The 26,539-nt window shown below is 41.6% G+C and carries 22 protein-coding genes and 2 riboswitches; of the genes, 18 read left to right on the plus strand and 4 right to left on the minus strand.

Annotated elements, in window-relative coordinates; genetic code table 11:
• The first annotated feature begins 39 nt into the window (after positions 1-39).
• The gene (locus FHS45_RS16425; protein WP_062439869.1) at positions 40-1,584 is read left to right on the plus strand and encodes a BCCT family transporter; all 1,545 of its coding nucleotides are present in this window, start codon (positions 40-42) and stop codon (positions 1,582-1,584) included.
• A 210-nt stretch (positions 1,585-1,794) separates the two neighbouring features.
• Here FHS45_RS16425 and FHS45_RS16430 read toward each other — a convergent pair whose 3' ends face one another.
• Positions 1,795-2,652: an STAS domain-containing protein gene (locus FHS45_RS16430; RefSeq protein ID WP_062439866.1), complete on the minus strand. Its 858-nt coding sequence runs from the start codon at positions 2,650-2,652 to the stop codon at positions 1,795-1,797.
• Between the two features lie 279 nt (positions 2,653-2,931).
• On the opposite strand from FHS45_RS16430, the gene FHS45_RS16435 reads away from it, so the two are divergent.
• The 4 genes from FHS45_RS16435 (at position 2,932) to FHS45_RS16450 (ending at position 8,235) form a co-directional block, all read left to right on the plus strand.
• Positions 2,932-4,599: a glycoside hydrolase family 13 protein gene (locus tag FHS45_RS16435; RefSeq protein WP_062439859.1), complete on the plus strand. Its 1,668-nt coding sequence runs from the start codon at positions 2,932-2,934 to the stop codon at positions 4,597-4,599.
• A gap of 63 nt (positions 4,600-4,662) precedes the next feature.
• A complete protein-coding gene (locus FHS45_RS16440) occupies positions 4,663-4,911 on the plus strand; it encodes a hypothetical protein (protein WP_062439856.1) in 249 nt (82 codons plus the stop codon).
• A gap of 158 nt (positions 4,912-5,069) precedes the next feature.
• Positions 5,070-6,551, plus strand: a complete 1,482-nt coding sequence (locus tag FHS45_RS16445; RefSeq protein WP_082411902.1) for a BCCT family transporter — start codon at positions 5,070-5,072, stop codon at positions 6,549-6,551.
• A gap of 157 nt (positions 6,552-6,708) precedes the next feature.
• A riboswitch (SAM riboswitch) is annotated at positions 6,709-6,810 on the plus strand.
• Positions 6,811-6,903: 93 nt separating this feature from the next.
• Complete coding sequence (locus FHS45_RS16450) at positions 6,904-8,235, plus strand: Na+/H+ antiporter NhaC family protein (protein ID WP_062439853.1); 1,332 nt, start codon at positions 6,904-6,906, stop codon at positions 8,233-8,235.
• A gap of 714 nt (positions 8,236-8,949) precedes the next feature.
• Here the strand turns inward: FHS45_RS16450 and FHS45_RS16455 are convergent.
• The gene (locus tag FHS45_RS16455) at positions 8,950-9,336 is read right to left on the minus strand and encodes an SET domain-containing protein (RefSeq protein WP_062440642.1); all 387 of its coding nucleotides are present in this window, start codon (positions 9,334-9,336) and stop codon (positions 8,950-8,952) included.
• 102 nt (positions 9,337-9,438) lie between these two features.
• Here FHS45_RS16455 and FHS45_RS16460 point away from each other — a divergent pair, with 102 nt between their 5' ends.
• Entirely contained in the window at positions 9,439-9,894 is a 456-nt protein-coding gene (locus FHS45_RS16460; RefSeq protein ID WP_062439850.1) for a DUF4367 domain-containing protein, read from the plus strand.
• A gap of 271 nt (positions 9,895-10,165) precedes the next feature.
• On the opposite strand, the gene dapA is transcribed toward FHS45_RS16460, so the two are convergent.
• Entirely contained in the window at positions 10,166-11,053 is an 888-nt protein-coding gene (dapA, locus tag FHS45_RS16465) for a 4-hydroxy-tetrahydrodipicolinate synthase (RefSeq protein WP_062439847.1), read from the minus strand.
• A gap of 128 nt (positions 11,054-11,181) precedes the next feature.
• Positions 11,182-11,360: riboswitch (Lysine riboswitch) on the minus strand.
• A gap of 212 nt (positions 11,361-11,572) precedes the next feature.
• Here dapA and FHS45_RS16470 point away from each other — a divergent pair.
• The 11 genes from FHS45_RS16470 to FHS45_RS16515 all read left to right on the plus strand — a co-directional run bounded on the left by FHS45_RS16470 (position 11,573) and on the right by FHS45_RS16515 (position 23,701).
• Positions 11,573-12,301, plus strand: a complete 729-nt coding sequence (locus FHS45_RS16470; RefSeq protein ID WP_062439844.1) for a MurR/RpiR family transcriptional regulator — start codon at positions 11,573-11,575, stop codon at positions 12,299-12,301.
• 136 nt (positions 12,302-12,437) lie between these two features.
• Positions 12,438-14,399 carry a PTS 2-O-a-mannosyl-D-glycerate transporter subunit IIABC gene (gene mngA, locus FHS45_RS16475; protein WP_062439842.1) on the plus strand — a complete coding sequence of 654 codons (1,962 nt, stop codon included), beginning with the start codon at positions 12,438-12,440 and terminating at the stop codon, positions 14,397-14,399.
• Positions 14,400-14,427: 28 nt separating this feature from the next.
• Complete coding sequence (gene mngB / locus FHS45_RS16480; protein ID WP_062439840.1) at positions 14,428-17,043, plus strand: mannosylglycerate hydrolase; 2,616 nt, start codon at positions 14,428-14,430, stop codon at positions 17,041-17,043.
• 78 nt (positions 17,044-17,121) lie between these two features.
• Complete coding sequence (locus tag FHS45_RS16485; RefSeq protein WP_062439836.1) at positions 17,122-18,252, plus strand: glycerate kinase; 1,131 nt, start codon at positions 17,122-17,124, stop codon at positions 18,250-18,252.
• A gap of 98 nt (positions 18,253-18,350) precedes the next feature.
• Positions 18,351-18,476, plus strand: a complete 126-nt coding sequence (locus tag FHS45_RS20365) for a hypothetical protein (protein WP_258953957.1) — start codon at positions 18,351-18,353, stop codon at positions 18,474-18,476.
• Positions 18,477-18,553: 77 nt separating this feature from the next.
• Positions 18,554-19,003, plus strand: a complete 450-nt coding sequence (locus FHS45_RS16490) for a DUF5392 family protein (protein WP_062439832.1) — start codon at positions 18,554-18,556, stop codon at positions 19,001-19,003.
• Positions 19,004-19,057: 54 nt separating this feature from the next.
• Positions 19,058-19,663 carry a TetR/AcrR family transcriptional regulator gene (locus FHS45_RS16495; protein ID WP_062439829.1) on the plus strand — a complete coding sequence of 202 codons (606 nt, stop codon included), beginning with the start codon at positions 19,058-19,060 and terminating at the stop codon, positions 19,661-19,663.
• 177 nt (positions 19,664-19,840) lie between these two features.
• Positions 19,841-21,163: a uracil/xanthine transporter gene (locus FHS45_RS16500; RefSeq protein WP_062439826.1), complete on the plus strand. Its 1,323-nt coding sequence runs from the start codon at positions 19,841-19,843 to the stop codon at positions 21,161-21,163.
• 519 nt (positions 21,164-21,682) lie between these two features.
• Entirely contained in the window at positions 21,683-22,597 is a 915-nt protein-coding gene (locus tag FHS45_RS16505) for a VanW family protein (RefSeq protein WP_166761436.1), read from the plus strand.
• Positions 22,598-22,615: 18 nt separating this feature from the next.
• Entirely contained in the window at positions 22,616-22,786 is a 171-nt protein-coding gene (locus FHS45_RS16510) for a hypothetical protein (protein WP_157620141.1), read from the plus strand.
• A gap of 138 nt (positions 22,787-22,924) precedes the next feature.
• A complete protein-coding gene (locus FHS45_RS16515; protein ID WP_062439821.1) occupies positions 22,925-23,701 on the plus strand; it encodes an enoyl-CoA hydratase-related protein in 777 nt (258 codons plus the stop codon).
• 41 nt (positions 23,702-23,742) lie between these two features.
• Here FHS45_RS16515 and FHS45_RS16520 read toward each other — a convergent pair whose 3' ends face one another.
• Positions 23,743-24,801, minus strand: coding sequence for an SDR family oxidoreductase (locus FHS45_RS16520; RefSeq protein WP_062439818.1), 1,059 nt, complete (start codon positions 24,799-24,801; stop codon positions 23,743-23,745).
• A gap of 347 nt (positions 24,802-25,148) precedes the next feature.
• On the opposite strand from FHS45_RS16520, the gene FHS45_RS16525 reads away from it, so the two are divergent.
• Positions 25,149-26,474 (plus strand): phenylacetate--CoA ligase family protein, encoded by a 1,326-nt coding sequence (locus FHS45_RS16525; RefSeq protein WP_062439815.1) that lies wholly within the window; start codon positions 25,149-25,151, stop codon positions 26,472-26,474.
• The last annotated feature ends 65 nt before the right edge of the window (positions 26,475-26,539 follow it).

Raw genomic sequence — 26,539 nt, forward strand, 5'->3', positions numbered from 1 at the left:
CAAAAAAAGTTTTTTATCAATATACGGAGAGGTGATTATATGAAAAATGCAACAACAGTTTTTTGGTATGGTCTTGCTGTATGTGGATTATTTGTGTTGTGGGGTGTAGTGGCACCCGAGCACTTGAAGACTGTTACTTCCGAAGTAACCGGGGCAATATCAACACGATTTGGATGGTATTACTTACTAGTCATAGTAGTAATGCTAGTCTTTTGCGTTTATTTGATTTTTTCTCGATTTAATCATATAAAGCTGGGTAAAGAGGAGGACAGGCCGGACTTCAATCTCCCAACCTGGTTTGCCATGCTGTTCAGTGCTGGGATGGGGATGGGGCTGGTTTTCTGGACAACTGCAGAACCGATTTCCCATGCGTTCGGCAAAAGTCCGGTTGCGCCTGAAGGATCTCCTGAGGCTATTAAACAGGCACTCCAATATTCGTTTTTTCATTGGGGTATCCATGCATGGGCAGTTTATGCTATTGTAGCGCTCGTATTGGCCTATTTTAAATTCCACAAAGGTTATCCGGGTTTAATCAGTGCCACACTTGTTCCGTTGTTCGGGGAGAAGCAAATGCAAGGGATTGCTGGGAAATTGATCGACATTTTAGCTGTAGTAGCAACAGTTGTAGGTGTAGCGGCGACACTCGGATTTGGTTCTGCTCAAATTAATGAGGGGTTAGCTTTTCTATTTAATACTCCAAGTAATTTCTCTTCTCAATTAATCATTCTTATCATATCTACGGGTCTATTTATATTTTCAGCCTGGTCCGGACTCAGTAAAGGGATTAAATACTTAAGCAACATTAATATGATTCTGGGTTTTGCTCTCATGGTTCTTTTATTAATCGTGGGTCCGACTATATATATTCTTAATATGTTCACCAATTCTCTGGGGGGTTATATCACTAACTTTTTTGATATGAGCTTTCGGATAGCTCCTTTGAATGAAGGAAACCGAGCCTGGATTGACGGATGGACGATTTTCTACTGGGCGTGGTGGATCTCCTGGTCACCTTTTGTAGGAATTTTCATTGCAAGAATTTCTAAAGGTCGGACTATAAAAGAATTCATGTTGGGGGTATTATTTGTACCGGCGCTCGTATGCTTCATATTCTTTGCGGTATTCGGGGTATCGGCACTCAACATTCAGCAACAGGGAATCGATGTCATTTCAAATTACTCGATGGAGACAGCAACATTTGCTACTCTCCAGCATTATCCAGTGGGAGAATTCATGTCCCTCCTGACTATCATTGTCATCGCTATTTTCTTTATTACTTCTGCGGACTCTGCCACTTTTGTTTTAGGGATGTTAAGTACTTCAGGTTCATTGAACCCTTCTGGTTCCGTGAAAATCCTATGGGGGTTATGTTTATCAGCAATGGCAGCTATTATCGTTTATTTTGGAGGTACTCAAGGACTTCAAAATGTATTGATTATAGCAGCTCTTCCTTTTTCCGTCGTTATATTAATGATGGGGTACTCCTTCTTCCTTGCTGCTAATAAAGAAGTTGTATCTAAACGAAGTAAAAAGAAGAAACAGTCGAAAGCAGTGACAAGCCCCCCTCGTACAGACTCACTATAAATAGTAAAAACCAGACCTTTTTTAGAGGTCTGGTTTTCTTATATTATGATTTCGCTGTTTGTTTCGAAATATCAACGTTACTACAATCAATACGACCTCTGCAATCGGTAGTGCTATGATGACACTATTAAAATCAAACGGTTTGGCTAGAGGTATCTCCAAGGGTATCATTAAGAGCTAAAAAAAGAAATCCTTAAAGGGCTTCTACAATTATTTTAAGTGAGAATCTCCTTCTACTCTTTTTATCCCGCAGTCTTCCAGCGCTTGATGAAGACTTGCAAATGTCTTAATCCCTTTGAAGTTGATCCCTAATGAAGTGATAGTTTGGGCTATTTTCGGACGGATTCCGCTGATTCGTGTGTCGATGCCAAGGAGACTCAATGAATTGATGATTGTGAACAACTCATTACTTACCATAGTATCTAATACAGGAACGCCAGAAATATCAAATATCACTTCTTCGAGCCCGAGACGATTGGCTTCTCTCAATGCAACTTCATTGATTAAAGCGGCGCGGCGGGTATCGATGGCCCCGACAAGCGGGATGACGGCAAGGCCTTCCGCTATCGGTACCATCGGAACCGACAGCTCTTCCAGGGCACTATGGGCGGTGTCGGCAATCATCTGCTGGTGTTCCTCATGTACTCTGCCATATACGCGAGTTACGATATCGACAAGCCGGTCAATTTTCCTGGAGATTTCAATGACGGTTCTTGGACCAATATGTTCCTGATCTAATTCCTCCTGAAAAAATTCCCAGATAGTGGGTTGAAAAAAGGAGATGACCCGAAGAGCCTGTGTCAGTGAGACATTATATTCGATTGTTCGCTTAGCAGCTACTTCTGCCCAATCATAAACCTGCTGCTGCACTTCTTTTTCATCTTTATATAAAACTTCCCCGAAGGACTTGAATAAATCCGCTCGAATTTTATGATATTCTGCTTCGGGCATACCAGTTTCAGCGAAATTTTCCGGAAATACTTTCATTACTTCTTCATTAAAGGTTTCTGTCAATTCATACCGGTGATTTACTATTTTTTCCCCGATATATTTGAATTCCTTCTCCATCAAATTACTCCTCTAAGTCCGACTTATGGTTGAAGAAGACGATAATAATTAATCCATTATATAATACCAAATAATTGGAGATATACAAATGAAGAATAAACAGCACAGCAAATGGATGTAATCGATTTCAATTACTGCTTGACAATAGATAGAAGCAATTATACGATAAACGAAGAGAAACTAGTAGAGGTCGTAGTTTGACCTTGTTATTTTTTTGACTATTTGTGCAATCGATTGCACGTTCGCTATATATGAAAATCAGGTTAGGAGCAGGATATTATGAGGAGAAAATGGTGGAAAGAAGCAGTAGCATATCAAGTATATCCGCGAAGTTTTATGGATTCAAATGGAGATGGAATCGGCGACATACAGGGTGTCATATCCAAGCTGGATTATCTGAAGAATTTTGGAATAGATGTGATTTGGATTTGTCCGATTTACAGCTCGCCGAATGATGATAATGGTTATGATATCAGTGATTATAAAGGTATCATGGAGGAGTTTGGAACAATGGCTGATTTCGATCAGCTGTTGAAAGAAGTTCATAAACGCGGAATGCGCCTGATCATGGATCTTGTCATCAACCATACATCTGATGAGCATCCATGGTTTATCGAATCCCGCTCTTCCAAAGACAACCCCTATCGGGACTATTATATTTGGCATCCTGGAAAAGACGGCAAGGAGCCGAACAACTGGGAATCAATTTTTGGCGGGTCGGCATGGGAGTTTGATTCGAAGACCAAGGAGTATTACATGCATGTGTTTTCCCGGAAACAGCCTGATTTAAATTGGGAGAACCCGGAAGTACGTGAAAATCTTTATGAAATGGTCAATTGGTGGCTCGATAGAGGTATTGACGGATTCCGAATCGATGCGATTTCCCATATTAAAAAAATACCAGGCTTCCCTGATCTGCCTAACCCGGAAAACAAGAAGTATGTTCCTTCCTTCGAAGGTCATATGAACCGTGAAGGCATTCAGGTTTTTCTGGAGGAATTGAAAGAAAAGACATTCGATAATTACGACATTATGACTGTTGGGGAAGCGAACGGTGTTAAAGTCGAGCAGGCCGAAGAATGGGTTGGCGAGGAAAACGGCAAGTTCAATATGATTTTCCAATTCGAGCATTTGGATCTCTGGGGTAAAAGTACTGATGGCGAACTTGATATCCACGCTCTAAAAGAAACATTGACCAAGTGGCAAAAGGGGCTGGAAGCCAGTGGTTGGAACGCTTTATTTCTGGAAAATCACGACCAGCCGAGATCTGTTTCGACCTGGGGAAATGATAAGGAATTTCTTGATAAGTCTGCGAAATGCCTGGCGACCATGTACTTTTTGATGCAGGGAACACCGTTCATCTACCAGGGGCAGGAAATCGGGATGACCAATACAAAATTTGAATCAATCGAGGACTACAATGATGTAGCCATTAAAAATATGTACTACAACGAATTAGAAGAGGGAAAATCTCACAAAGACATTATGGAGGTCATTTGGAAAAATGGCCGCGATAATTCACGGACGCCAATGCAGTGGAACGATACCAAGAATGCCGGGTTTACAACCGGGACGCCGTGGCTGAAGCTTAATCCGAACTACACAGAAATCAATGTTCAAAAAGGAATAGACGATCCAAACTCTATCTATCATTACTACAAGCAGTTGATTGAATTAAGAAAAGGCAGCGACGTACTCATTTATGGCAGCTATGACCTTGTATTAGAAGGTCATGATAGTATTTATGCTTATACTCGCACATTGGAGGATGAGGTTATATTGGTTGTCACGAATCTTTTTGGAGAAGATGCTGATTTTGAGCTGCCGGCAAACATACAAGACGAAGAGGCAGAGCTTTTGCTCAGCAACTATGAAATTGATTCTGAGGAGAGTATAATATCTGCAACGTTCAAGCCATATGAGGCTCGCGTTTATAAACTTATATAAACACTGAAATGCATCTGTCAACGAAACTGATAGATGCATTTCTTCATTTGAGAAGGATTGAAAATGAAATTAAAGCGAAAGCTAGAGGTTGAGGTGATAAAAGTGAAAAAGCAGGCGAAAAAGAATTTTAATATCCCTACGGAAGCAAATGGTACAGGCGAGATAGGCATGCAAAATACGGTAAAGTCCAATCAGCCGTTTGACGCCGAGGACAGCCTTTCTGGAGACTCAGTGGATGAACATAAGAAAATAAAATCTTTCAATGAAGACCAGGCCGCTAAAGAAATTGGTCAGGTTTATAATAATTCCTGACAACCACACAATAACTCAACCACAACTATGTGGTCGAGTTATTTTTTTCTAATAAGAAAGCATACTGGTGCTTAACTCACATAATAAATTAAAAAGAATGGGAAAGGGATTTCCAAACATACATATAAGTACAAGTCTTTCTGGTAAGGGGTGTGTGTTTGAAAAAGTCATTGATCGATTGGCCGTTCTTTCTCGTGGCGTTTTTGTCCTTGTTAATCCTTTGCAGCGTTGTTTTTTTCTTTCCTAATGTCACGCATACCTGGTTGGAACAGATGCATGTGCAATTAACGGATATGACAGGAGTCCTGTATTTATGGATCGGTTTTTCTTCTTTAATTTTTTTAATATGGGCGGCTTTTAGCAAGCATGGGCAAATCAGGCTTGGCAAAAAGGATGAGTCTCCGGAGTTTTCTACATTCAGTTGGATTTCCATGATTTTTTGTGCTGGTATCGGGTCGGGAATCATGTATTGGGGAGCGATTGAATGGGGATATTATTATCTCGAGCCTCCGCTGGGTCTCATTCCTGGTACCCCGTTTGCAGTGGAATGGAGTGCGGCCTATGGCTTGTTTCACTATGGACCGACAGCTTGGGCGATCTATTGTCTGCCGGCATTGCCCATTGCTTATCTATATCATGTGAAAAAAGTGCCAATACTTAAAATCAGCGAAGCTTGCAGGCCTGTGCTGAATCATCATACGGATGGCTTCGTGGGAAAGTTGATTGATATGTTTTTTATGATCGGTTTACTGGGAGCGTCCGGGACAACGCTCGGAATCAGTATACCGCTGATGGCTGAAGGAGTGAAGCGGCTTACCGGTATACAGCATACATATTTCCTGGATATTTTTCTGCTCCTCATCTGTACAATTGTGTTTGCGGTCAGTGTTTTTGCTGGAATGGAAAAAGGGGTGAAACGCCTAAGCAATATCAATGTTTATTTAGTTTTCTTTTTGCTCCTGTTTGTCACCATCCTGGGACCGACTTTTTTTATTTTGGAGATTTCGACCAATAGTGTTGGACTGGTACTGAACAATTTCTTTCGATTGAATACATGGATGGATCCGATTGCGCAATCAGGATTTCCGGAAAAGTGGACAATCTTCTACTGGGCCTGGTGGATTGTCTATGCTCCTTTTATCGGTTTATTTATTGCTAAGATTTCCAGGGGCAGAACAATCAAGGAAATGATACTGGGGACGATTATTTTTGGCCCTGTCGGCTGCTGGCTGTTTTTCTTTGTACTCGGAAATTATGGCCTTTACCTTCAGAACACGACGCAATTAGACGTAGCTGCTATGATCAAGCAAGGTCATTCAAATGAAGCAGTGATTTCTATTATTCATTCGCTTCCTCTCGGTGATCTTATTCTGGTCTTATTTTTACTCCTGTCAGTAATTTTTGTAGCTACCACCTATGATACTTCCTCTTATATGCTGGCTGCTGTTACACAGCGAGAAATAGAAGGAGAGCCTATCCAGTGGAATCGGTTGTTTTGGGCCTTCTCCCTTGCACTTCCGCCTATGGCCCTATTAATAATCGGTGGATTGACATCCTTGCAAGCTGTTACACTGCTGGTGGCCATACCTTCTTGTATCATTATGGTATTGCTGTCCCTGTCTTTTTTAAAATTGGTATAGTCCTACTATTAGCTTTCATTATCAGCTGGTAGTTGTATTTTATATAATGGTTTATGCCAATGGCAATTAAGATGGAAAAATCAAGTTCTTGCACGCAGCTTATTTCTATTGTAAAGTGTGAAATTAGTGAATGAGAAAACCTTAAAAATATATAGAGTTCTTATCAAGAGAAGCAGAGGGACTGGTCCTATGAAGCTTCAGCAACCTCCTGGATAGGAAGGTGCTAATTCCAGCAAGTTTTGCACTTGGCAGATAAGCAGGAATATAAACAGTAACTTCTTGTGTCTGCAAGAAGTTTTTTCATGCTCAAAATTACAGCAGGTATGGGCATAATAAAAGTGGAGGTTTTTATATGCAAAACGAAAAAATGACAGGGAATCCGCTCGCGCTGATTCCGTTTGGTATATTCATTTTATTATTTATCGGATCTGGTCTTATTACAGGTGATTTCTATCAGATGCCGGTGCTTGTGGCGGTGTTCGTCTCTATATTTGCAGCCTTGTTTATGAACCGGAAAGAAACATTTCAAACAAAAGTAATGCAGCTTGCGGAAGGGGGCGGTCATCCTAACATCATCCTGATGGTCATCATCTTCTTATTAGCAGGCGCATTTGCTTCTGTAGCGGAAGGGATGGGAGCGGTTGACTCGACGGTGAATTTGGGTCTTTCAATACTGCCACAAAGCCTGCTTGTCGTTGGGTTGTTCGTAATCGGCTGTTTCATTTCAATTTCCATGGGGACGTCGGTTGGGACGATTGTGGCGCTGGCTCCAATTGGACTTGGAGTTGCCGAACAGACAGGTGTCCCGGCGGCGTTCGTAATGGGCGCTATTATCAGTGGAGCGATGTTCGGGGACAACCTGTCGATCATTTCTGATACGACAATTGCGGCTGTTCGGACACAAGGAACAAAAATGAAAGACAAGTTTAAAGCAAACTTTTTTATTGTTTTACCCGCTGCCGTAATAACTGCTGTCGTTTTCGGTGTGTTAAGTGCCGATGCAGCAGGTTCTGTTGAGGAAAACCATCCATTCAACTTCGTCAAAGTGCTGCCGTACCTTGGAGTACTTGGATTTGCTATCGCTGGTGTCAATGTAATCTTTGTGTTGATTGGCGGTATCATTTTTGCTGGAATTGTCGGCCTGGCACTTGGAGAATTTGCCGTAATGGACTTTGTGACGTTGATCAGTGAAGGCTTTACTGGTATGCAGGAACTGACAATGCTCGTCATCTTGCTTGGCGGATTGGTTGAGCTGATTCGGAGAAATGGCGGTATTGAATTTTTGTTAGAAATGATCACGAAGCGAATCAAAAGCAATAAAGGTGGGGAATCAGGGATTGCTGGTCTGGTCTCAGCAGTGAATCTCGCAACAGCGAATAACACGATTTCCATTATTACAGCAGGACCGCTTGCCAAACAAATTTCTGAACGATTTGCTATCGATAACCGTAGGTCGGCAAGTCTCCTCGATATATTCTCCAGCGCAGTACAGGGATTGATTCCTTATGGTGCTCAAATTCTTGCGGCTGCCGGGGTAGCGAAGATTTCACCGATAGAAATTGTTCCTTACAGCTTTTATCCGCTACTGCTTGCGTTGTCTGGTATACTGGCCATTGTTTTCCGATTTCCGAAGTTTACCAGGACATCAACTGAAAAAAAGGAAGAAGTAGAGATCAGAACATAAGGTTCCGCGGAGAGCGGAACCTTTTTTTATCTTACACAAAGAAAATTGGATAATTTTGAAAACTTTTGCCAATCTCATACGTACATATAGAAAGGCGGAAAAGGCGTGGATTATTTTAAACAAAGCAAAAAGAATTTACAGTAACGTGGTAACCATGTGGGTAGTGATATGGACAGAGGTGTGTTGTTTTTTCAATGAGCTTACTTTTTGTCTCATAAACAGCCTTAATTTCTCTCTTTTTTTAAAAATTGTCTCTCTTTTAGCGAAATTTGTCTCTCTTATTTTCAAAAATGTCTCATATAATTGGTGCGGTTTCACTCATATAACATGTTCTGTCTCAATTACCATGGTTTTGTCTCTCATATTTACAAATCTGGCAATTGTCTAAAAGAGGAAGCGCTTTTTCCAGATGACCTGAACTGACATGACATGGTGATTAAAGGAGTAGCAATATTATCAAACCACCGACAAGAAGTAGTATGGAGCCCGCTAAGAGGGCTATTTTGGTAGGGCGGTTTGCTTTATGAAATATACGTGGGAGCATTTTCAACACCTCATTCCTTAGATTATTTCTTACAGTATGTATACGAAATAGTTGTTTCAAAAGCTTCATAATTTCATTAGAAAAACTTGGCTTTTCGCCAAGTACTTATGGCGAAAGCCTTAGTTTTCTTTTTCTTGTATAAAAAATACACCCGAAAATCGGGTGCAGGTTCAATCATCGTTATCTTCATTAAACCATAGCGGGGAATCATTTTCGGTTTCGCCATTATAGTTGATGAAGATTTCTTCTCCAGCTTTTATATCCTTGAAAGCGTAGAAATCAAATGAATGATTGTCAAAATTTATTTCGTAAAAAGCGTTGGGCTGGTAGGAATGGTTGAAGAACATGCCATATCCTAACAGAAATGCCGTGTGGTTTTTGCCATACTCGAATACATAATCGCCAAGGTATGTTTTCTCAATATGCTCATGTTCTTCATTCGGGTAAGGGAGTACTGGTGCCTGGTGAAGCAGTTCACCTTCTGCTATATCTTTTGTAGCAAATACGCCTTTATCATGTTCGTCATCTGAAATGGTCGATGTTTTTACTTCTATCAAATTTTCACCGTCGCCTTCTTTTTTTCGTTGGATATAACTTCCCCAGTCTGACAGGTCATATTCAAGAATGCAATGGTTGAACACAAAAGGGAGATGCTTTTATTGAAAAAATTAATAACAATCACCGCCATAATGTATTTCATACTTGCTGGATGCAGCCCTCAAAAAATGCATACCTACGATACCTCCAATGTGGGGGAAGCAGTGGATTCGTTAAGTTTTGATCCCCAGGTGCCAACAGAAATACCATTCGAACCTAGTGATATTCAGGTCGATACTCCGGAGATAGGACAAGGGAAAATGCTTGCTATTCAATATACTAGTGAAGGTAATGAATCTTTTTTATTTCGGGCCATTAATGAAAACGAAAATGCCCTGGATTTTACAACAGAGGATATAGAGATCAGTGAATCTCAACAGGGGCGATATGGTAAGAATGGTGATTTGAAAACGTTAAGATGGGAAAATGATGAGGTGAATTATGAAGTGTTTGCGAACGATGATATGAGTAAAAATCAGTTATTAGAGATAGCGAGAAATACGGAACCTTTGGAATAGCAGTTAATAGTGAAAGGAAGGCTTCATATGAATGTGTTATTAGAGATGCTGGGAAGTTTCTTGTTGATTCTCGGCTGGTTTACAACCGGTATAGGAGCATATTTTTAAATATTATCGTTTGCTGCAGGTGGCATGCTGATCGCTGCCAGCCTATGGTTGCTGGGAATTCTGTGTATATTCACTTCAAAGCAAATAGATAAACATATACCTGCTGCATAAAACAAATAAAGCGATGAAACCAGCATCATGGTTTCATCGCTTTTTCATTTACTTAACCAGCGGCTGTCACTTTATACGGTGGCAGGTTTTGCTGCAAAGTATTGATTTCTTCTGTTGTCAATGGGACCATCGGAAGACGAACGTCGCCAACGTGGATGCCCATCAGGTTTAAGGCTGCTTTTACTGGAGAGGGACTTGGCTGGGCAAACATTGCTTTCATCACCGGAAGGATTTCCTGGTGAATGATTGCTGCGCGTTTGACATCTCCATAATTATAGCAGTTGACCATTTCCTGCATTTCATTACCAAGGATATGAGCAGATACAGATACAACTCCTGTCCCGCCAATCGCTAACACAGGCAGGGTCAAGCCGTCATCACCACTGTATAAGGTGAAATCATCACCGGTTTTTGTGATGATTTCTGTCATCGCATCCAAATCACCGCTTGCTTCTTTTACAGAAACGATATTTTCTATTTCAGATAAGCGGATAATTGTTTCCGGTGCGATTTTCGCTGCACTTCGTCCTGGAATGTTGTAAAGCATCACAGGTAATGAGGTTGCTTCAGCGACTGCTTTATAGTGCTGGTACAATCCTTCCTGGGAAGGCTTGTTGTAATATGGGGTTGTAAGCATGACCGCGTCGACACCAGTCTGTTCTGCTTGTTTTGTCAACTCGATGGATGCTCGTGTATTATTGGAACCGGTTCCTGCAATGACTGCCGCTCGTCCCTCTGCGACCTGGGCAACGAAGCGGAATAACTCAAGCTTTTCAGAGTCTGTCAATGTAGGGGATTCACCCGTCGTCCCCGCTACTACTAAACCGTCCGAACCGTTAGAAATTAAGTAATTGACTAATGTACGTGTAGCATTGAAATCGATCTCGCCATTCTGATCAAATGGGGTAACCATAGCGGTTAATACCTGGCCGAAATTCATAGCTTTTCACACCCTTTTGTAAAATTTTAAATAAGAGGCGTTTTATAGAGCCATTCCCATTTATCGCATTAAAAAAACAACAACGAGGGATCGCTGTTGCAGTAGAAACGTGTAAATTCCGTTCCTTTGCGTAAGATAGCCCTCCATATAGTCGCCTATATGACAGTCCTGTATTTATTCAATAGCAGAACCAACGTTGAGAACATGAGTTTCTCTTCGCTTCGGCGAATTCCCCTTTCCACAATTCTCGCTGGACCTCATGATCCTCCTATTGTGTACTAATGGTCTTCGCACCTCTATCCCGCTTCAACTTATTGAAGCAAGAAAATATTTAATTGACTGTACTTTAACAAAAATTCGCTTTAATTACAAGGGTATAAGAGAATTTTTTATTAAATAGGGATGTAAGTACCATGACTAGAGAAAAACTTAAGTAACTAAGGCAGGGGCGTAGTAATGGAGTAAATTGGTTTGTGTTAAAATTAAACTACTAAAAAACATGACCGGAGGAGGGGCGAGATGGACATACAGGCCCGCGCCCATAAATATGAATATAAACTTAATGATACCGATGATGAAATTATCGAATATATTGTAAAAAATAAAGAATGTGTGATTAAAATGTCGATTCAAATGCTGGCGAAGAAATTCTATACAGTACCCAATACTATTACGAGATTATCAAAAAAACTTGGCTACGATGGTTTCTCCCAATTGAAAAACACGTTGAAAGAAGAAGTTCAGGGAGAAGTACGGGAACAGGATTCCACGCTTCAGTACAATATGAAACGAACCCTGGATTTAGTTGACCGGGAGATGCTGCGAAAAGTTGCTGACAAGCTTAAAGATTCTCGTCATATATATATTTTTGGTGTAGGGGATACAGTGCCTTTTTGCGAAATATTATCAACACATATAAAAATTGGCGGAAAGTCAGCGGAATATTTCTTACATCGGCATGACGCCGTTTATGCGATGAACCATGCAAAAAGTCAAGATGTTTTAATCTTAATCAGTATGTCAGGTGAAACCAGACAAATAATGGAGATGGCTGGTTTAGCGAAGGAAAAAGGGGTCACTATTGTTTCTCTTACGCACTTTACCCGTAATTCATTAGAAAGTGAAGCTGATATGAGATTGTTTTTTTATTCTCCTAAAAAAATGCTTGAGAATTATAATATCTCTGATAAGACACCGGTCATGATGATTATGCAGATGTTATCTAATACTTTTTGGGAAACAGAATAATGTGTATAAATACACATGTTAGCGCTTTCTGTTTCGCATCCTGTGTAATTTTATAAAGAAAAGCAAACGCTTACTTTTACTGTGCTAGGATGGGGTCAAGTTGAACCATCCTATTTTTTTGTGAGGAGGAAGTAAAGTGAAATTACAAAATCTCACTACCGTTGACTTAATAAGTACGGATTTAACTTTTTCAACAAAAGATGAAGTGATCCGGTATTTAGTCAATCAATTGAGTGAAGCTGGTAAATTACATTCCGAAGAAGACTTCTATCAAGCTGTAATAGAACGCGAGACATTATCTCCAACAGGGTTCGAAGGAGGTCTTGCCATCCCGCACGGCAAATCTTCTGCTGTTAAGGAAGCATCGTTTGCGGTTGCTACACTTCGAAAGCCTTTGGAGGATTGGGAGAGCATTGATGAAGAAAACAAGGTGGAACTGGTTATGCTCCTAGCCATACCGGAAAATGAAGCAGGATCGACCCACCTTTCTTTATTATCTGAATTGATGACGCGATTGGCAGATCCGAAGTATAAATCACGGTTGGTTCAGGCAAGTTCTAGTGAAGCATTATATGCAGCCCTTGACCAGGAGCAGGAAGCTGAACAGCAAACAGATAATCAGCCAACTAAAACAATCTTGGCTGTAACTGCCTGCCCTGCCGGGATAGCCCATACGTATATGGCAGCGGAAGCACTTGTACGGGCTGGTAATGATTTAGGTGTGAATGTTTTAGTGGAAAAACAAGGTGCAAATGGGATAGAGGATAAAATTTCCAAAAAACAAGCGACTAAAGCAGATGCGATCATTTTTGCTGCTGATGTTTCTGTTAAAGATAAGGAAAGATTCGCTCAGTTGCCTAGCATCACTACTTCCGTAGCGGCTCCCTTGAAAAACGCAGAGGGATTATTGCAGCAGGCGTTAGAAAAAGCGAAAAACGGACCTGTAAAAGAAAATAGAGATGAAGAAGAAGAGGAAGAGGCGGAAGAAGAAAGTTATAAAAAGCCATTCAAGATGGAAATTAAAGATTCAATTATGACTGGTATATCGTATATTATTCCAATAATCGTCGCGGGTGGAATGACACTGGCTTTTGCAGTGCTTGTTTCCCAGGCATTTGGACTTCAGGAAGTCTATGAAACGGAAGGCTCATGGTTATGGCTGTTAAGACAGTTAGGCGGGAACATGCTGGGAACTTTGATGGTTCCGATATTATCCGCTTACATGGCATATTCTATTGCTGACAAACCTGCACTAGGACCTGGGTTCGCTGCCGGGATTTCAGCCAACTTAATTGGCAGTGGATTCCTGGGCGGTATGCTGGGAGGATTTCTAGCTGGTTATATCATTAAGTATCTCAAACAAAATGTACAGACCTCTGGAACATTTTCTGGATTTGTAAGTTTCTGGCTTTATCCTGTATTAGGGACTCTTTCCGTTGGGTCCATTATGCTCTTTGTTGTTGGTGAACCGCTTGCTGCCATAAACAATGGATTAATAGGGTGGCTTGAAGGACTCTCAGGTGGCAATGCGATTTTACTTGGAGCTATCATCGGAGCGATGGTGTCCTTTGATCTTGGCGGTCCTGTCAATAAGGCTGCCTATACCTTCTGTATCGGTGCGATGGCGAGTGGTAACATTATGCCTTACGCTGCCTTTGCTTCTGTAAAAATGGTTTCGGCCTTTGCAGTTACAGGAGCGACAATTATTGCTAAGCATTATTTCACGAAGCCTGAACAAGAAGTTGGTAAACAAACGTGGCTGCTTGGACTGGCGGGGATTACGGAAGGGGCGATTCCGTTCATGATTAATGACCCGCTTCGTGTGATTCCATCATTGGTTGCCGGTTCTGCAGTAACAGGTGGAATTGTAGCCTATTTCGGTATTGGACTTGCTGTACCAGGTGCAGGAATCTTCTCACTTGCATTAGTAGAAGGACCATCGCTAATCGTAGCAGCTGGTGTATGGCTCGGGGCTGCTCTCTTAGGTGCCTTTATTTCTATGGTTCTACTAATCGTTTCACGTAAAAATAAGCTGAAAAAGCAACAGGATAGTGTTAAAGAGCAAGAGAAAAAACAAATGGAAGCAGCAATAAACTAATTATTTTTCGTAAGGAAGGGATTTAGCTATGAAGCAAGTGCACATCGTACCACATATGCACTGGGATCGTGAATGGTATTTTTCAACAGAAGAATCACGTATTTTATTAGTGAATAATATGGAAGAAATCATGAATCGTTTAGAAACGGATCCGGATTATCCATATTATGTTCTAGATGGGCAAACTTCCATTTTAGAAGACTATTTTGCAGTAAAACCTGAAAATAAAGAAAGAGTAAAGAAGCTCGTTCAGGATGGAAAATTAATCATCGGTCCATGGTATACACAAACGGATGAAATGGTAGTCGGCGGTGAGTCGATTGTCAGGAATCTTCAGTATGGAATAAAAGACAGCAAGGAATTCGGAAGCCCGATGATGATCGGCTATTTACCGGATTCTTTCGGGCAAAGTGCGCAGATGCCGCAAATTTTGAATGGGTTCGATATCAAGTACACAATTTTTTGGCGAGGAACATCTGAACGTCATGGTACGGATAAGACAGAATTCTATTGGGAGTCTGATGATGGATCAAAGGTACTTGTCCAATTGCTTCCTCTAGGGTATGCGATAGGAAAATACCTTCCAGAAGAGGACGGCGCATTAAAAGAACGTATGGAGAAGTATTTTCCGGTGTTGGACCGTGGAACTACAACAAATCACCTGTTACTACCAAACGGTCATGACCAAATGCCGATTCAGAAAAATATATTCCAGGTAATTGAAAAGTTAAAGCAGCTTTATCCAAACCGTGACTTTTTCCTTAGTAAATATGAGCATGTATTTGCTGAAATTGAGAAGCAGAATGATTTGGCTACTTTAAATGGAGAATTTTTAGATGGAAAATATATGCGTGTCCATCGGAGCATTTACTCGACCAGAATGGATATCAAGGCAGCTAATACACGAGTGGAAAACAAGCTGACAAATGTTCTGGAGCCGCTGGCTTCTATGGCATACGACCTGGGATTTGAATATCATCATGGGTTGATTGAGCTGATATGGAAAGAAATCATGAAGAACCATGCCCATGATAGTATTGGATGCTGTTGCTCGGATAAGGTCCACCAGGAAATTGCAAACCGGTTATTTATTGCTGAGGAAAAGACAGATCGCCTGATTGATTTTTATAAGCGGCAAATTGTCGATGCTATTGATACAGAAAATGATGCAGACAGATTAACCCTATTCAATTTTCTTCCTTACAAACGGAAAGAAGCAGTTACGGCTGAGCTTATTACAAAGTATGGGTCCTTCAAGCTTATCGATGAAAATGGAAGTGAGGTACCATTTGAAGTGCTGGAGGCAGAAGAGATAGACCCAGGGCTCATTGATCGTCAAATCGTGCATTATGGAAACTACGATCCTTTTATTAAATATCAGATCCAGTTAAAAGCAGAACTGCCTGCAACAGGATATCGTACCTTGTTTGTAGAACAAGTAAGTGAAAATACATTCAACCATGCTAAACAGACGAAGGAAATAGATAATGACTTCTATCGAATCACTGTCAATGGGAACGGGACAGTGGATATTTTCGATAAGAGGCTGGACCAAACCTTTGAACAAGTTCTTCTCTTAGAAAATGGGGGAGATGATGGGGATGAATACGATTACTCTCCAATTGAAGGTGAAACATTACTGTATAGTGATAAGGTAGAGGCTGATATTTCACTCACTCAGAACGCTTATGCCGGTGAAATTGATATTCGTTATACGCTCGAAGTACCAGCTGATCTAGAAAGCCGTAAAGAAGGAAAAATCAATAGCTATGTAGATGTTCATTTTAACCTTCATATTCCTAATCATAAACCACTAATCGAGGTTAATTGCGAGCTGGACAACCAGGCTAGAGACCACCGTTTGCGTGCATTAATCCCAACGGGGCTGGCATCATCCTTGTCTATTGCAGATAACCAATTTGGTTTTATTAAAAGGGGTGTCTATGATTCCGCGATGGATGTTTGGGAAAAAGAGAATTGGAGCGAACGTCCGGATGCAATCTACCCGATGCTGAATTTTGTCGGATTATCAGATCAGGATTATGGAGTGAGTGTACTGACCAACAGTACCAGGGAGTATGAAATAGTTGGTCAAAATTATGATACGATTGCCCTGACATTATTCCGGAGCATTGGTTATTTAGGGAAAGCAGAGATGGTCCGAAGACCGGGCAGACCATCCGGAATCAAATTACCGACCCCGGACTCCCAAATGATCGGAAAACTGTCCTTGGACTTTGCTTTGTTCATCCATGAAGGAACCACACTACATGCGAATGTTGGACAGATGGCGAAGGAATATTTAACTCCTGTTCATACGTACAATAAAATTCCTCACAATGCCATGAAGCTTAATCCATCAGCGAATAAAACACCGCTGTCCTATCAATTATTAGAGGAAACCGAAAAAGAAGTGGTGTTAAGCACGTTGAAAAAAGCAGAGCATGAGGATGCCCTGGTGATACGAATGTACAATCCTACGGAACGAGACGTGGAGGCATCCTACCGACTTTGTAGCGATTTTGATGAAGCTTATGAGGCAAATCTTAATGAAGTACCGCAAGGGAAGAGTGAAGTAGAAGGAAAAGAAATACAAACATCCATCCATTCTAATCAGGTGAAAACGATTATAATAAAACGATAATAGATAATGTGGTGCCCGAGAGACAACATACTGTTTCTCGGGTGCTATATTTTATAATAAATTTTGTAGGAGGCAGGTATGAATATTGTATTGGCACCAGACTCATTTAAAGGTAGTTTATCATCCATACAAGTAGTGGATATAATGAGTAAGGCAATTGAATCTGTAGACCCCGGAATTCAATCAGTATTGAAACCGATGGCTGATGGTGGAGAAGGAACGTTAGAAGCATTATTAAAGGCTGCCAGTGGGGAGAAGATATTTTTCTCATGTACAGGTCCTCTTGGTGAACGGTCAGAAAGCTGGTATGTGGAATTAGAAAACAAAACTGCTGTAATCGAATGTGCGAATATTGCAGGGTTACAGCTTGTTTCTGAAGGATCCCGGCATCCTGATTACACCACTACTTATGGGCTTGGAGAGGCTATCCTGAAGGCGATAGATCGTGGCAATAAAGAACTTATCATAGCTATAGGAGGAAGTTCCACCAATGATGGTGGACTCGGCATGCTTCAAGCTCTCGGCATGAAAGCCTGGAACAAAGAGGGTGCAGAAGTTGGGATATACGGAAAGGACCTTTTTCAAGTTGAAAGATTGGATGTCTACTCTATTGCCCATAAAATAAAGCATGTGAATATCTCTGTAGCCTGTGATGTCGACAACCCGCTTACTGGGCAGGAAGGAGCGAGTCATGTTTATGGTCCGCAAAAAGGGTTGAGCAGCTCTGAAGCTTATGACTATGATAAAGCGCTTGAAAATTACGGACGTTTGATGGAAAAAATATCAGGGAAACAAATAATGAATATTCCTGGGGCTGGAGCAGCTGGAGGACTCGGTTTTGCATTAATGGCTATTGGGGCTGAGCTTAAATCAGGGGCCGGATTAGTTGGAGATGCAATTGGATTGAAAGAGACTATAGAAAATGCGGATCTTGTTTTTACAGGAGAGGGTCAGAGTGATGAACAAACCTTATATGGAAAAGCGCCAGGTTATGTTGCCGAAATTGCAACTGAATTAAATAAACCGATCATTTTGTTATCAGGAAGCTTAGCTGGTGATTTGTATATATGGGAGAAAAATTTCAGCGGGTGTTTTTCTATTTTACAGCGTCCGGGTTCACTGGCTGATTGTATAGAAGAAGCTGAAGATTTATTGTACCAATCCACCCGACAATTAACTAAGCTTGTTCACTATTTTATAGATGGTTAGAACTTCCGCAATCTCTCGCAAAACATTGACTTGTGACACCGTGTCATATATTATTGTAGTATAGCATGACATAATGTCACATTGAGGTGCATACACATATGGAAATCAAACCTGTATATGTAGAGAGACTGAAGAAGCTGGCTTTTGATTTACGTGGTAAAGGAATAGATGTTAAACTTTGTAAAAAACCAATGATTAAGGAACTGGCGCAAAGGGAAGATTGAATAGTACATTCATTTCTTATCCTTTACCAAAGTTTAATTTTGTTAAAGGATTAAAGTACAAGAAAAGGGGAAATCATATGAATTTTTCCATGACGGATATGCCGAATTCTGTCAAGCAAGAGGTGGAGGAGTTAGAGAGAAACCTATCTCCTGTTACTAAAAAAGCAGCTAAATATGTTTTCTTGTCTTTCCCTTTAATAGCAATTTCAGTAGTGAACTTGCTGACAGTGTTATTTATGCTGCCTGACGAACAGGTTAACTGGATCTCTGTAGGTATTTATGCTCTAATTGGAGCCGTTGGCATGGCATTGTCCAAGGAAGCAAAGCATAAACAAATTGAAATCCAGGAGCGCAGCGTCAGTTACATTGTGGAACGCATCCGGAGAAGCGATGTTGCCACCGAACAGGCCAAGAAGGATTATACAGATCAGGTGAAATCCCAGCCGATTAATGCAATGAAGCATTTTGTAGCGTTTTTAGAAGAAGAAAAGAGACAGGAAAAACTTAATTTATATAGAGGGTTTTAGAAAAAGAAACACCACTTGCTGGTGTTTCTTTACATAGAGAATGGTGGGAGTACATTGCCGAGACAAACATTTTTTAATTTGCCGGAAGAAAAGAAACAGATTCTGATACACTCAGCGGAGAAAGAATTTTCCCGTGTCCCATTATTTGAAGCCTCGATAGCAAATATCATCAAAGTTGCCGGAATACCACGCGGCAGCTTTTATCAGTATTTTGAAGGGAAAGAAGACATCTACTTTTACCTTCTCGACAAAATGGCGAAGCAGCGGAAGGACAAATTCATCGTTTTTTTGCAAGATCATGATGGTGACCTGATTGAAGCGATGGTTGCCATGTTCGAATGTATGCTTCATGAGGAGGAGCATATCAACTTCATGAGGAATGCGTTTCTTAATATGACACACAAGGTTGAACATAGTTTTCTTGGGATTTTCAGCGATGAGGAAAGTATCGATGACTTCAATGAAGTCAGTGCTCAAATAGATAAACGTAAACTCAATATTGCGGGGGACCAGGAGTTATATCATATCATGCAGATTCTCACTGCGGTCACCTTTCGCAACTTCGTAGAGAAGTTCGCCCAGGGGTTGTCTGAAGAGCAGGCAATAGAGACCTATCAAATGGAAATGAATTTATTGAAAAAAGGAATATATATCGGTTAATCGTAAGACTGCCTCCTAAACGGTGTGAGGCAGTCTTTTTTGGAAATAAGCTGGTCCTCTATCCAAGGTCATCGGTCTAATAGGAGAAAGGTTCTGTTTTACTATGGAAAATGGTTGGAAGCTGAAAAAAGTAGTAGAATGAAAAGAATGTAACTGTTATTAAGAAGAGGTGATTTGATGAATCGGCTTTCATCATGGGGGACAGCTGCTGCATCACTGCAGTGGTTGTTTTTCATTTTTGCAAATACGGTAGTGGTACCGATTTCGGTAGGGGCTGCTTTTGGATTGCCTCAAGAAGAAATTGCCTCCATCCTTAGAAGCGCACTGATTTTTACAGGAATAGCTTGTGTATTGCAAGGGTGGATCGGTCACCGCTATCCACTTATGGAGGGGCCTTCTGGCGTCATATGGGGGTTGATATTGAACCTTAGCGTTGCGGCATCAGCAATGGGGATGAGTTTGACTTCCATTGGCGGCGGCATTGCTACAGGTATGATTCTTGCAGGTGTTGTCGTGCTTTTATTGGGTTTATTCAACTTGCTTACTTTTATCCAGCGGATATTTACGCCGATGGTGATGAGTGTTTATTTGTTTTTATTGACCTTCCAACTGATACTTATCTTCTTTGAGGGCATGCTGAAAGTGGGTAACGAAGATACTCTTAATATACCTGTCAGCTTGTTTTCTTTTGGAGTTGTCATTCTTGTCAGTCTGCTGAAGATAAAAGGTAAGCCTACCGTCAGTAATTTTGCAATTTTAATTGGAATGGTTGCTGGATGGGTGCTTTATCTGATGCTTTTCCCTTCTGAACAGGGAACTGCCATTCAATCGAATGGTGGGTTGCTGTTGTTCCCGTTCGGTTCTCCTAACCTTAATATAGGGATTATCCTGATTACCTTTTTAGCCAGTATGATTAATCTAAGCAATACGATTGCTTCCGTTCGTGCTGCTTCTCAGTTATTAGGAAAAGCCCCGACTGATAGACAGTTCCTCCGATCTTACATGCTTACCGGGAGCTATTCGGTGACAGCGGGTGTGTTCGGGCTTGTATCTTATGCCCCATTTGCATCGTCGGTGGGATTTTTGGAAAGCACCCGCATTTTTAATCGTAAGCCGTTCCTGATTGGGGGAGGACTGATGTCATTATTAGGTATCATCCCTGCCCTTGGTGGGGTGTTGGCAACTTTGCCGATTACGGTTGGAAATGCGGTATTGTTTGTCGCTTATTTGCAACTTTTCGGCACTTCCCTGAAGAGCCTGGGCGGATATCAGTTTAACTCGGTTACGATTCATCGCCTGGCAGGACCGGTACTTGTAGGTGTAGGGATCATGTTTGTTGATCCTTCGTTGTTTAATCAGCTCCCAGTATTATTACAGCCGCTCGTCTCGAATGGTTTTATCGTTGGAGTACTGGTGGCCATCCTGTTAGAGAAGTTAATAAATTGGGAAAAGTACGAGGAAAGTTCACAAGAGCTGCAGGCTATGAAAAGAAGCAGCTGACTCTTCTTTAATTACCAAAGAGTCTGGATACAAGCTGAGGAGAAGGTTACCCCTTCTCCTTTTTTAATGCCTAGAAAATTTTTGTCAATAATTTTACGCGGTGGGTCACATCCAGCTCCGACGCACAGGACGTGCTAGTGCCGATGACGCCACAGGACGTGGCGTTTTCATCGGCCAGCGCCTACCCCCTCGAGGTCTTAAGTCAAACCTCTCTGTGATTAGAAAAACTTGGCTTATCGCCAATGTTTTATGGCTAAAGCCTTAGTTTTACTTATACTTTAATCCTTTATAAAATAATCGGTCTAAAAGTACAGGAAACGTCACGCCGAGGCTTGTCTTAAACTTGTCGGAGGCCTGCAGGATGCAGGTCAGTTCGACGTTGGCACAGGACGTGCCGATTTTAGTCGAACGTCATTACTAGCAAGGCGCTTGCACTTTTGTGCTGCCAAAATTTAACTTGTGCGTCTCTTTCACATGAACGATACGTATCTTTGCCATACTATCCGTGGGAGGATGCCTATGCTGAATGTGATAGTAACAGTTTTATTTTTTATACAACCAATGGCTTATGATGAAGATTTAACGATAACCCACGATGATGAAGTGATTCAGCACATCAACCGTCATCAATTTATTGAAAACGAACTGCTTGATCCTTTTTTTAACTTCGAAAAAATTGAGCAACTGGTCATACAGGTGGAGAGAGAGGTACATGAACAGGCAAGAAATGCCAAAATCGAGAAGGACGGGAATATTAAGCAGGAGAAAGTTGGACGCCAGTTGAATCGTGAGAAATTCATTGAAGGGTTGTTCAGCTATTTGTACGGGAGTGGAAGTTCGAAAATCGAGGTACCGGAACTGCCTGTTCATCCAAAAGTGGACAGTGAATTGCTGGCAAATATCCGAACACAGGAAATTGGAAGTTATGTCACCTATTTCAACCCTAAAAACAAAGAGCGGTCGCACAATATCCGGCTTGCTGCTGAAGCAATTGACAGCCATGTGGTTTTTCCGGGAGAAACATTTTCTTTCAATGAAGTGGTTGGCAAACGAACAAAAGAGAAAGGGTATAAGCCTGCCCCTGTTATCGTCAAAGGGGAAGTGACAGAAGGGATAGGCGGAGGGATCTGTCAAATTTCGTCCACAATGTATAATGCAGTGGATAATGCCGGAGTGAAGATTCTTGAGCGCTATTCCCACAGCAAGCGAGTCCCTTATGTTCCTGAAGGAAGAGATGCTACCGTAAGCTGGTATGGACCAGACTTCACCTTTAAAAATGTGTACAACCAACCATTGCTGATCCGGACAAACGTGATAAATGGACAAGTGAGTATCAAAGTTTATTCTTCTGATGTAGTGGATTTCGAATCACGTAAAATTCCTGGAGCAACAAAGAAACTGCCGCAAGAAATTGAGCTGGATTCTCTAGATTAAAAAAGGAAGGGTGAGACTATGGAGTGGGATATAGCATCACTGACGGAAGAGCAGACAAGAAGGATTATGGAACTGGAAAGTGAACTAGGTTATGTTTTAATTGCCTACGATGATGGGAAACACGGATTTACGACTTCTGATGAAAAAGTTGATTATTATGCGATGCTGCACGGAAGTGTGGAAGAATAAGGAAAGCTGACAGGAGACCAACTGTCAGCTTTTTTCTTTTCAAAAAGGGGAAATGCGATGCATGTCGAATTAATTATGTGAGCATGTCTCGTAATAACAGAAGTGATACTATTTAATTTTAAAAAATGGAGGATTTTCATGGGCAAAGTTTTGTTTGAGAAAGATGGACATCTCGGCCGGATTACTATCAATCGGTCGGATCAATTGAACTGTTTTGATTATGAAACGCTTGTATTGCTAGGAGAAATTGTAGAAAGCCTCCAGGCGGATAAGGAAGTTCGGGCGGTTATCATCACAGGAGCAGGAGAGAAAGCCTTTAGTGCCGGAGCTGATTTGAAAGAGCGCCGGACACTCTCCGAAAAGGAGGTACGCCGCAATGTCCGGGCAATAAGGGAAGTTTTTACAGCGATTGAGGAACTTCCACAACCCACAATCGCAGCCATTAATGGTTATGCCCTGGGAGGCGGTCTTGAACTAGCGCTCGCTTGTGACTTCCGGTATGCCGTTTCTGGTGCTGTCATGGGGCTAACCGAAGTAAGCTGGGCGATTATACCTGGAGCTGGGGGAACACAGCGATTATCAAGGCTCGTTGGAACGTCACGGGCAAAAGAACTGATCTTGACCGCTCGCAAAATCGATGCAGAGAAAGCGTTGGATATCGGGCTGGTTAACGAGGTATATGGTCAGAAGGACTTAATAGAGGGGGCGACTTCTCTCGCTCAGGAAATTATGGGGAATGGGCCATTGGCTGTCACCCAGGCTAAGTACGCGATTAATCATGGGAGCAATGTAGATATACATACAGGCCTGGCGATCGAGGCGAAGGCTTATGAAGTAATCATTCCGACAGAAGATCGCATCGAAGCACTGGAAGCATTCAAGGAAAAGCGGCCTGCCAATTTTAAAGGGAAATAGACAAAAGGGTTGCCCTCTCTGGGACAACCCTTTTGTGCTTATCAATCGAACGTAAAATAGGCGTGAATGATCATCTCAAGCATGTCTCGAGACATGTGAAGGTGTCTCGTACCAGTGCCGCTAATCAACCGTTGGGTATTATCATCTTCAAACGTGATATCACTGGCCAGATAAACTTTGAATGTATCAATCATATCATTCAATTTTTCTTCTTCTGGACTAAGTTCATAATGCCGATGGTCATCTACCGTAGTTAATCGGTGGAAACCCAACGCATCCTGGAACAGATCGAGCACTTCAGTGTTGGTCGGAGGGTTTGGATTGGTAATATTATAAATTCCGTATGGTTCTGCTCTCGTCAATCCAAGCGCTAATATCTCTGCTACATAATCGACTGGGACAAAATTCGAGGTGCCAGCTGGATTAGCGACAACTCGATAGGTCGTTTGCCGATCATCCTCTTTTTTTCTGTCCATACGACGCTTGAAAATTTCCAACGCCCGCATAAATCCATAGAGGGTGAACTCCGAATCCGCTTCCCCTGTTTTTGAATCTCCCACAATGATAGAAGGTCGGAAAATCGCAACCTCCATATCATTGCCATAGCTGAAAACCAGATGTTCAGCCTTTACTTTACTCTCTTCATAAGGGTTATGATAGCTGTTATCTTCTGGATACAGATCCTCAACCCCTCTATGGCGTTTTCCTACCGTGTAAGCGGTGCTTACATAGAAAAATTTACGGACAGAAAGTTGGTTAGCGAGCTCCAATGCATGCTTCGTACCATCATAATTGATGGCAAATAATTCATTGCGCAGTGCTTCATCGAATTTCACCAAAGCTGCAGAATGGTAAATACAGTCTATTTTTCCTGTCAGATAGTTTACCATATCAGGTTGTAAGCCAAAGTAAGGCAGCGTGATGTCGCCGGTAATAAGATGAAGGCGATGCTGATCTTCCTCCTGGAAGACGGCTTTCATTCGTTCTGCTTTTTCAAGGTTTCTTGCGAGGATATATAGATGATGGTCTGTCCCGTGGATTAATTCTTTCATAAGTTTGCCGCCGAGAAAACCGGTGGAGCCAGTCAATAGAATGTTCAAACTTGTTCACTCCCGAAATTCAATTCCCTTAATCATTCCCTGTAAAAGGTACCGGTGAAACTTTGTGTACCTGCTCCGCTTAAAATACTTTATTTTTACGACAATGTCAAAAGCTATTGCGTACAAGTTTATATCTACCCAAATCGTAAGCTGGTAAGGAATAATACAATAAGTAATCGGTATTAATTTCAGAAAATTCGAAAATAACATTGACTTTCCATTATTTTAACGGTAGATTTATTGTTAAATAACATTATATATGTATGTCGTGTTTTTTACGTTATATTTAATAGTCATTTGTTGGAGGGGAGTTTTGGTTCTAATTTTTAAAAAGGGAGAGATGGGGCATGATTTTGCACGAAATTGAAAGCGCTTCACAAAATGAAATGAAGGAACTCCAATTAAAAAGGCTACAGGAAACTGTTACTCGTGTTTATGAAAAGGTGCCGTTTTTCAAAAAGAAGTTTGATGAAGCTGGTTTAGTGCCGGAAGACATCCGGTCGCTCGACGATATGACCAAACTGCCATTTCTTGAAAAAAAGGACTTGAGAGATAATTATCCATTTGGGTTATTCGCGGTAGACCGAAGCGAGCTGGTCAGATTACATGCTTCTTCAGGAACAAGCGGAAAACCTACTGTTGTCGGGTATACCAAAAATGATATTTGTATGTGGTCCGAATTAGTGGCACGTGCTATCACGATTGGTGGCGGCATGCCAGGGGAAGTGCTTCATAACGCCTATGGCTATGGATTGTTTACTGGTGGCTTAGGTCTGCATTGTGGCAGTGAAGAACTGGGTATGGCAACTGTGCCGATTTCAGGAGGAAATACTGAGCGGCAGATCACTTTGATTGAAGATTTCAAACCGACAGTTATATGCGGCACCCCTTCATACTTGTTGAACATAGCGGAGCATATGGAGCAGGCAGGGAAAGACCCTCGTTCCACTTCATTAAAATATGGGATATTCGGGGCGGAACCATGGTCGGAAGAAATGAGGAAGACTTTGGAGGATAAATTCAACATTAAGGCTTGCGACATTTATGGTTTGAGCGAAGTATTAGGACCAGGGGTAGCGATGGAATGCCATGAAGTGCAGGACGGGTTACATATTGCCGAGGATCATTTTTTGGCTGAAGTCATTGATCCAGACACCCTGGAGCCAGTACCAGATGGGGAGGATGGTGAGCTGGTGTTTACCAGTTTGACCAAGGAAGCATTCCCTGTAATTCGCTACCGTACTGGCGACATCGCCTCCCTGGAGCGTGGAAAATGTGCATGTGGAAGAACTACTGTGAAAATGTCCCGAGTAAAAGGCCGTATTGATGACATGCTGATTATTCGTGGCGTTAATGTGTTTCCATCTGAGATTGAACATTATCTTCTGACGGTGGACGGAATCGTCCCGCATTATCAGCTTCATGTCTTCAAAAAAGGAAGCATGCAGCATGTAGAGCTTCAAGTGGAAGTGGAAGAAGCATTCTATGCCCGTATCCAGGAGGATTTGACGCACCCGGATGTGCGGAAATTGGGCAAGTACATTCAGAAAGTCATGAAAAATAATTGCCTGATTTCCGTAGATGTCAAAGTGCTTGGTCCTAAATCAGTTCCCCGCTCAGAAGGTAAGGCGGTGCGGATTGTGGATCGGACTACAGATGCAATCGAAGTTTAAAGAGAAATACATGATGAATATATACGATTGGTTATAAAAATGTAATATAAAAACGGGTGAGGAGA

Origin of the sequence: Thalassobacillus devorans, assembly GCF_011761345.1 — a bacterium.
Taxonomy (GTDB): Bacteria; Bacillota; Bacilli; order Bacillales; family Halobacillaceae; genus Thalassobacillus; species Thalassobacillus devorans.

Bases quoted from the DNA above. Each gene is read 5' to 3' on its own strand.
- FHS45_RS16425 (WP_062439869.1), top strand. From the start codon at position 40: ATGAAAAATGCAACAACAGTTTTTTGGTATGGTCTTGCTGTATGTGGA.
- FHS45_RS16430 (WP_062439866.1), bottom strand. From the start codon at position 2,652: ATGGAGAAGGAATTCAAATATATCGGGGAAAAAATAGTAAATCACCGG.
- FHS45_RS16435 (WP_062439859.1), top strand. From the start codon at position 2,932: ATGAGGAGAAAATGGTGGAAAGAAGCAGTAGCATATCAAGTATATCCG.
- FHS45_RS16440 (WP_062439856.1), top strand. From the start codon at position 4,663: ATGAAATTAAAGCGAAAGCTAGAGGTTGAGGTGATAAAAGTGAAAAAG.
- FHS45_RS16450 (WP_062439853.1), top strand. From the start codon at position 6,904: ATGCAAAACGAAAAAATGACAGGGAATCCGCTCGCGCTGATTCCGTTT.
- dapA (WP_062439847.1), bottom strand. From the start codon at position 11,053: ATGAATTTCGGCCAGGTATTAACCGCTATGGTTACCCCATTTGATCAG.
- FHS45_RS16470 (WP_062439844.1), top strand. From the start codon at position 11,573: ATGGACATACAGGCCCGCGCCCATAAATATGAATATAAACTTAATGAT.
- mngB (WP_062439840.1), top strand. From the start codon at position 14,428: ATGAAGCAAGTGCACATCGTACCACATATGCACTGGGATCGTGAATGG.
- FHS45_RS16485 (WP_062439836.1), top strand. From the start codon at position 17,122: ATGAATATTGTATTGGCACCAGACTCATTTAAAGGTAGTTTATCATCC.
- FHS45_RS20365 (WP_258953957.1), top strand. From the start codon at position 18,351: ATGGAAATCAAACCTGTATATGTAGAGAGACTGAAGAAGCTGGCTTTT.
- FHS45_RS16490 (WP_062439832.1), top strand. From the start codon at position 18,554: ATGAATTTTTCCATGACGGATATGCCGAATTCTGTCAAGCAAGAGGTG.
- FHS45_RS16500 (WP_062439826.1), top strand. From the start codon at position 19,841: ATGAATCGGCTTTCATCATGGGGGACAGCTGCTGCATCACTGCAGTGG.
- FHS45_RS16505 (WP_166761436.1), top strand. From the start codon at position 21,683: ATGCTGAATGTGATAGTAACAGTTTTATTTTTTATACAACCAATGGCT.
- FHS45_RS16510 (WP_157620141.1), top strand. From the start codon at position 22,616: ATGGAGTGGGATATAGCATCACTGACGGAAGAGCAGACAAGAAGGATT.
- FHS45_RS16515 (WP_062439821.1), top strand. From the start codon at position 22,925: ATGGGCAAAGTTTTGTTTGAGAAAGATGGACATCTCGGCCGGATTACT.
- FHS45_RS16525 (WP_062439815.1), top strand. From the start codon at position 25,149: ATGATTTTGCACGAAATTGAAAGCGCTTCACAAAATGAAATGAAGGAA.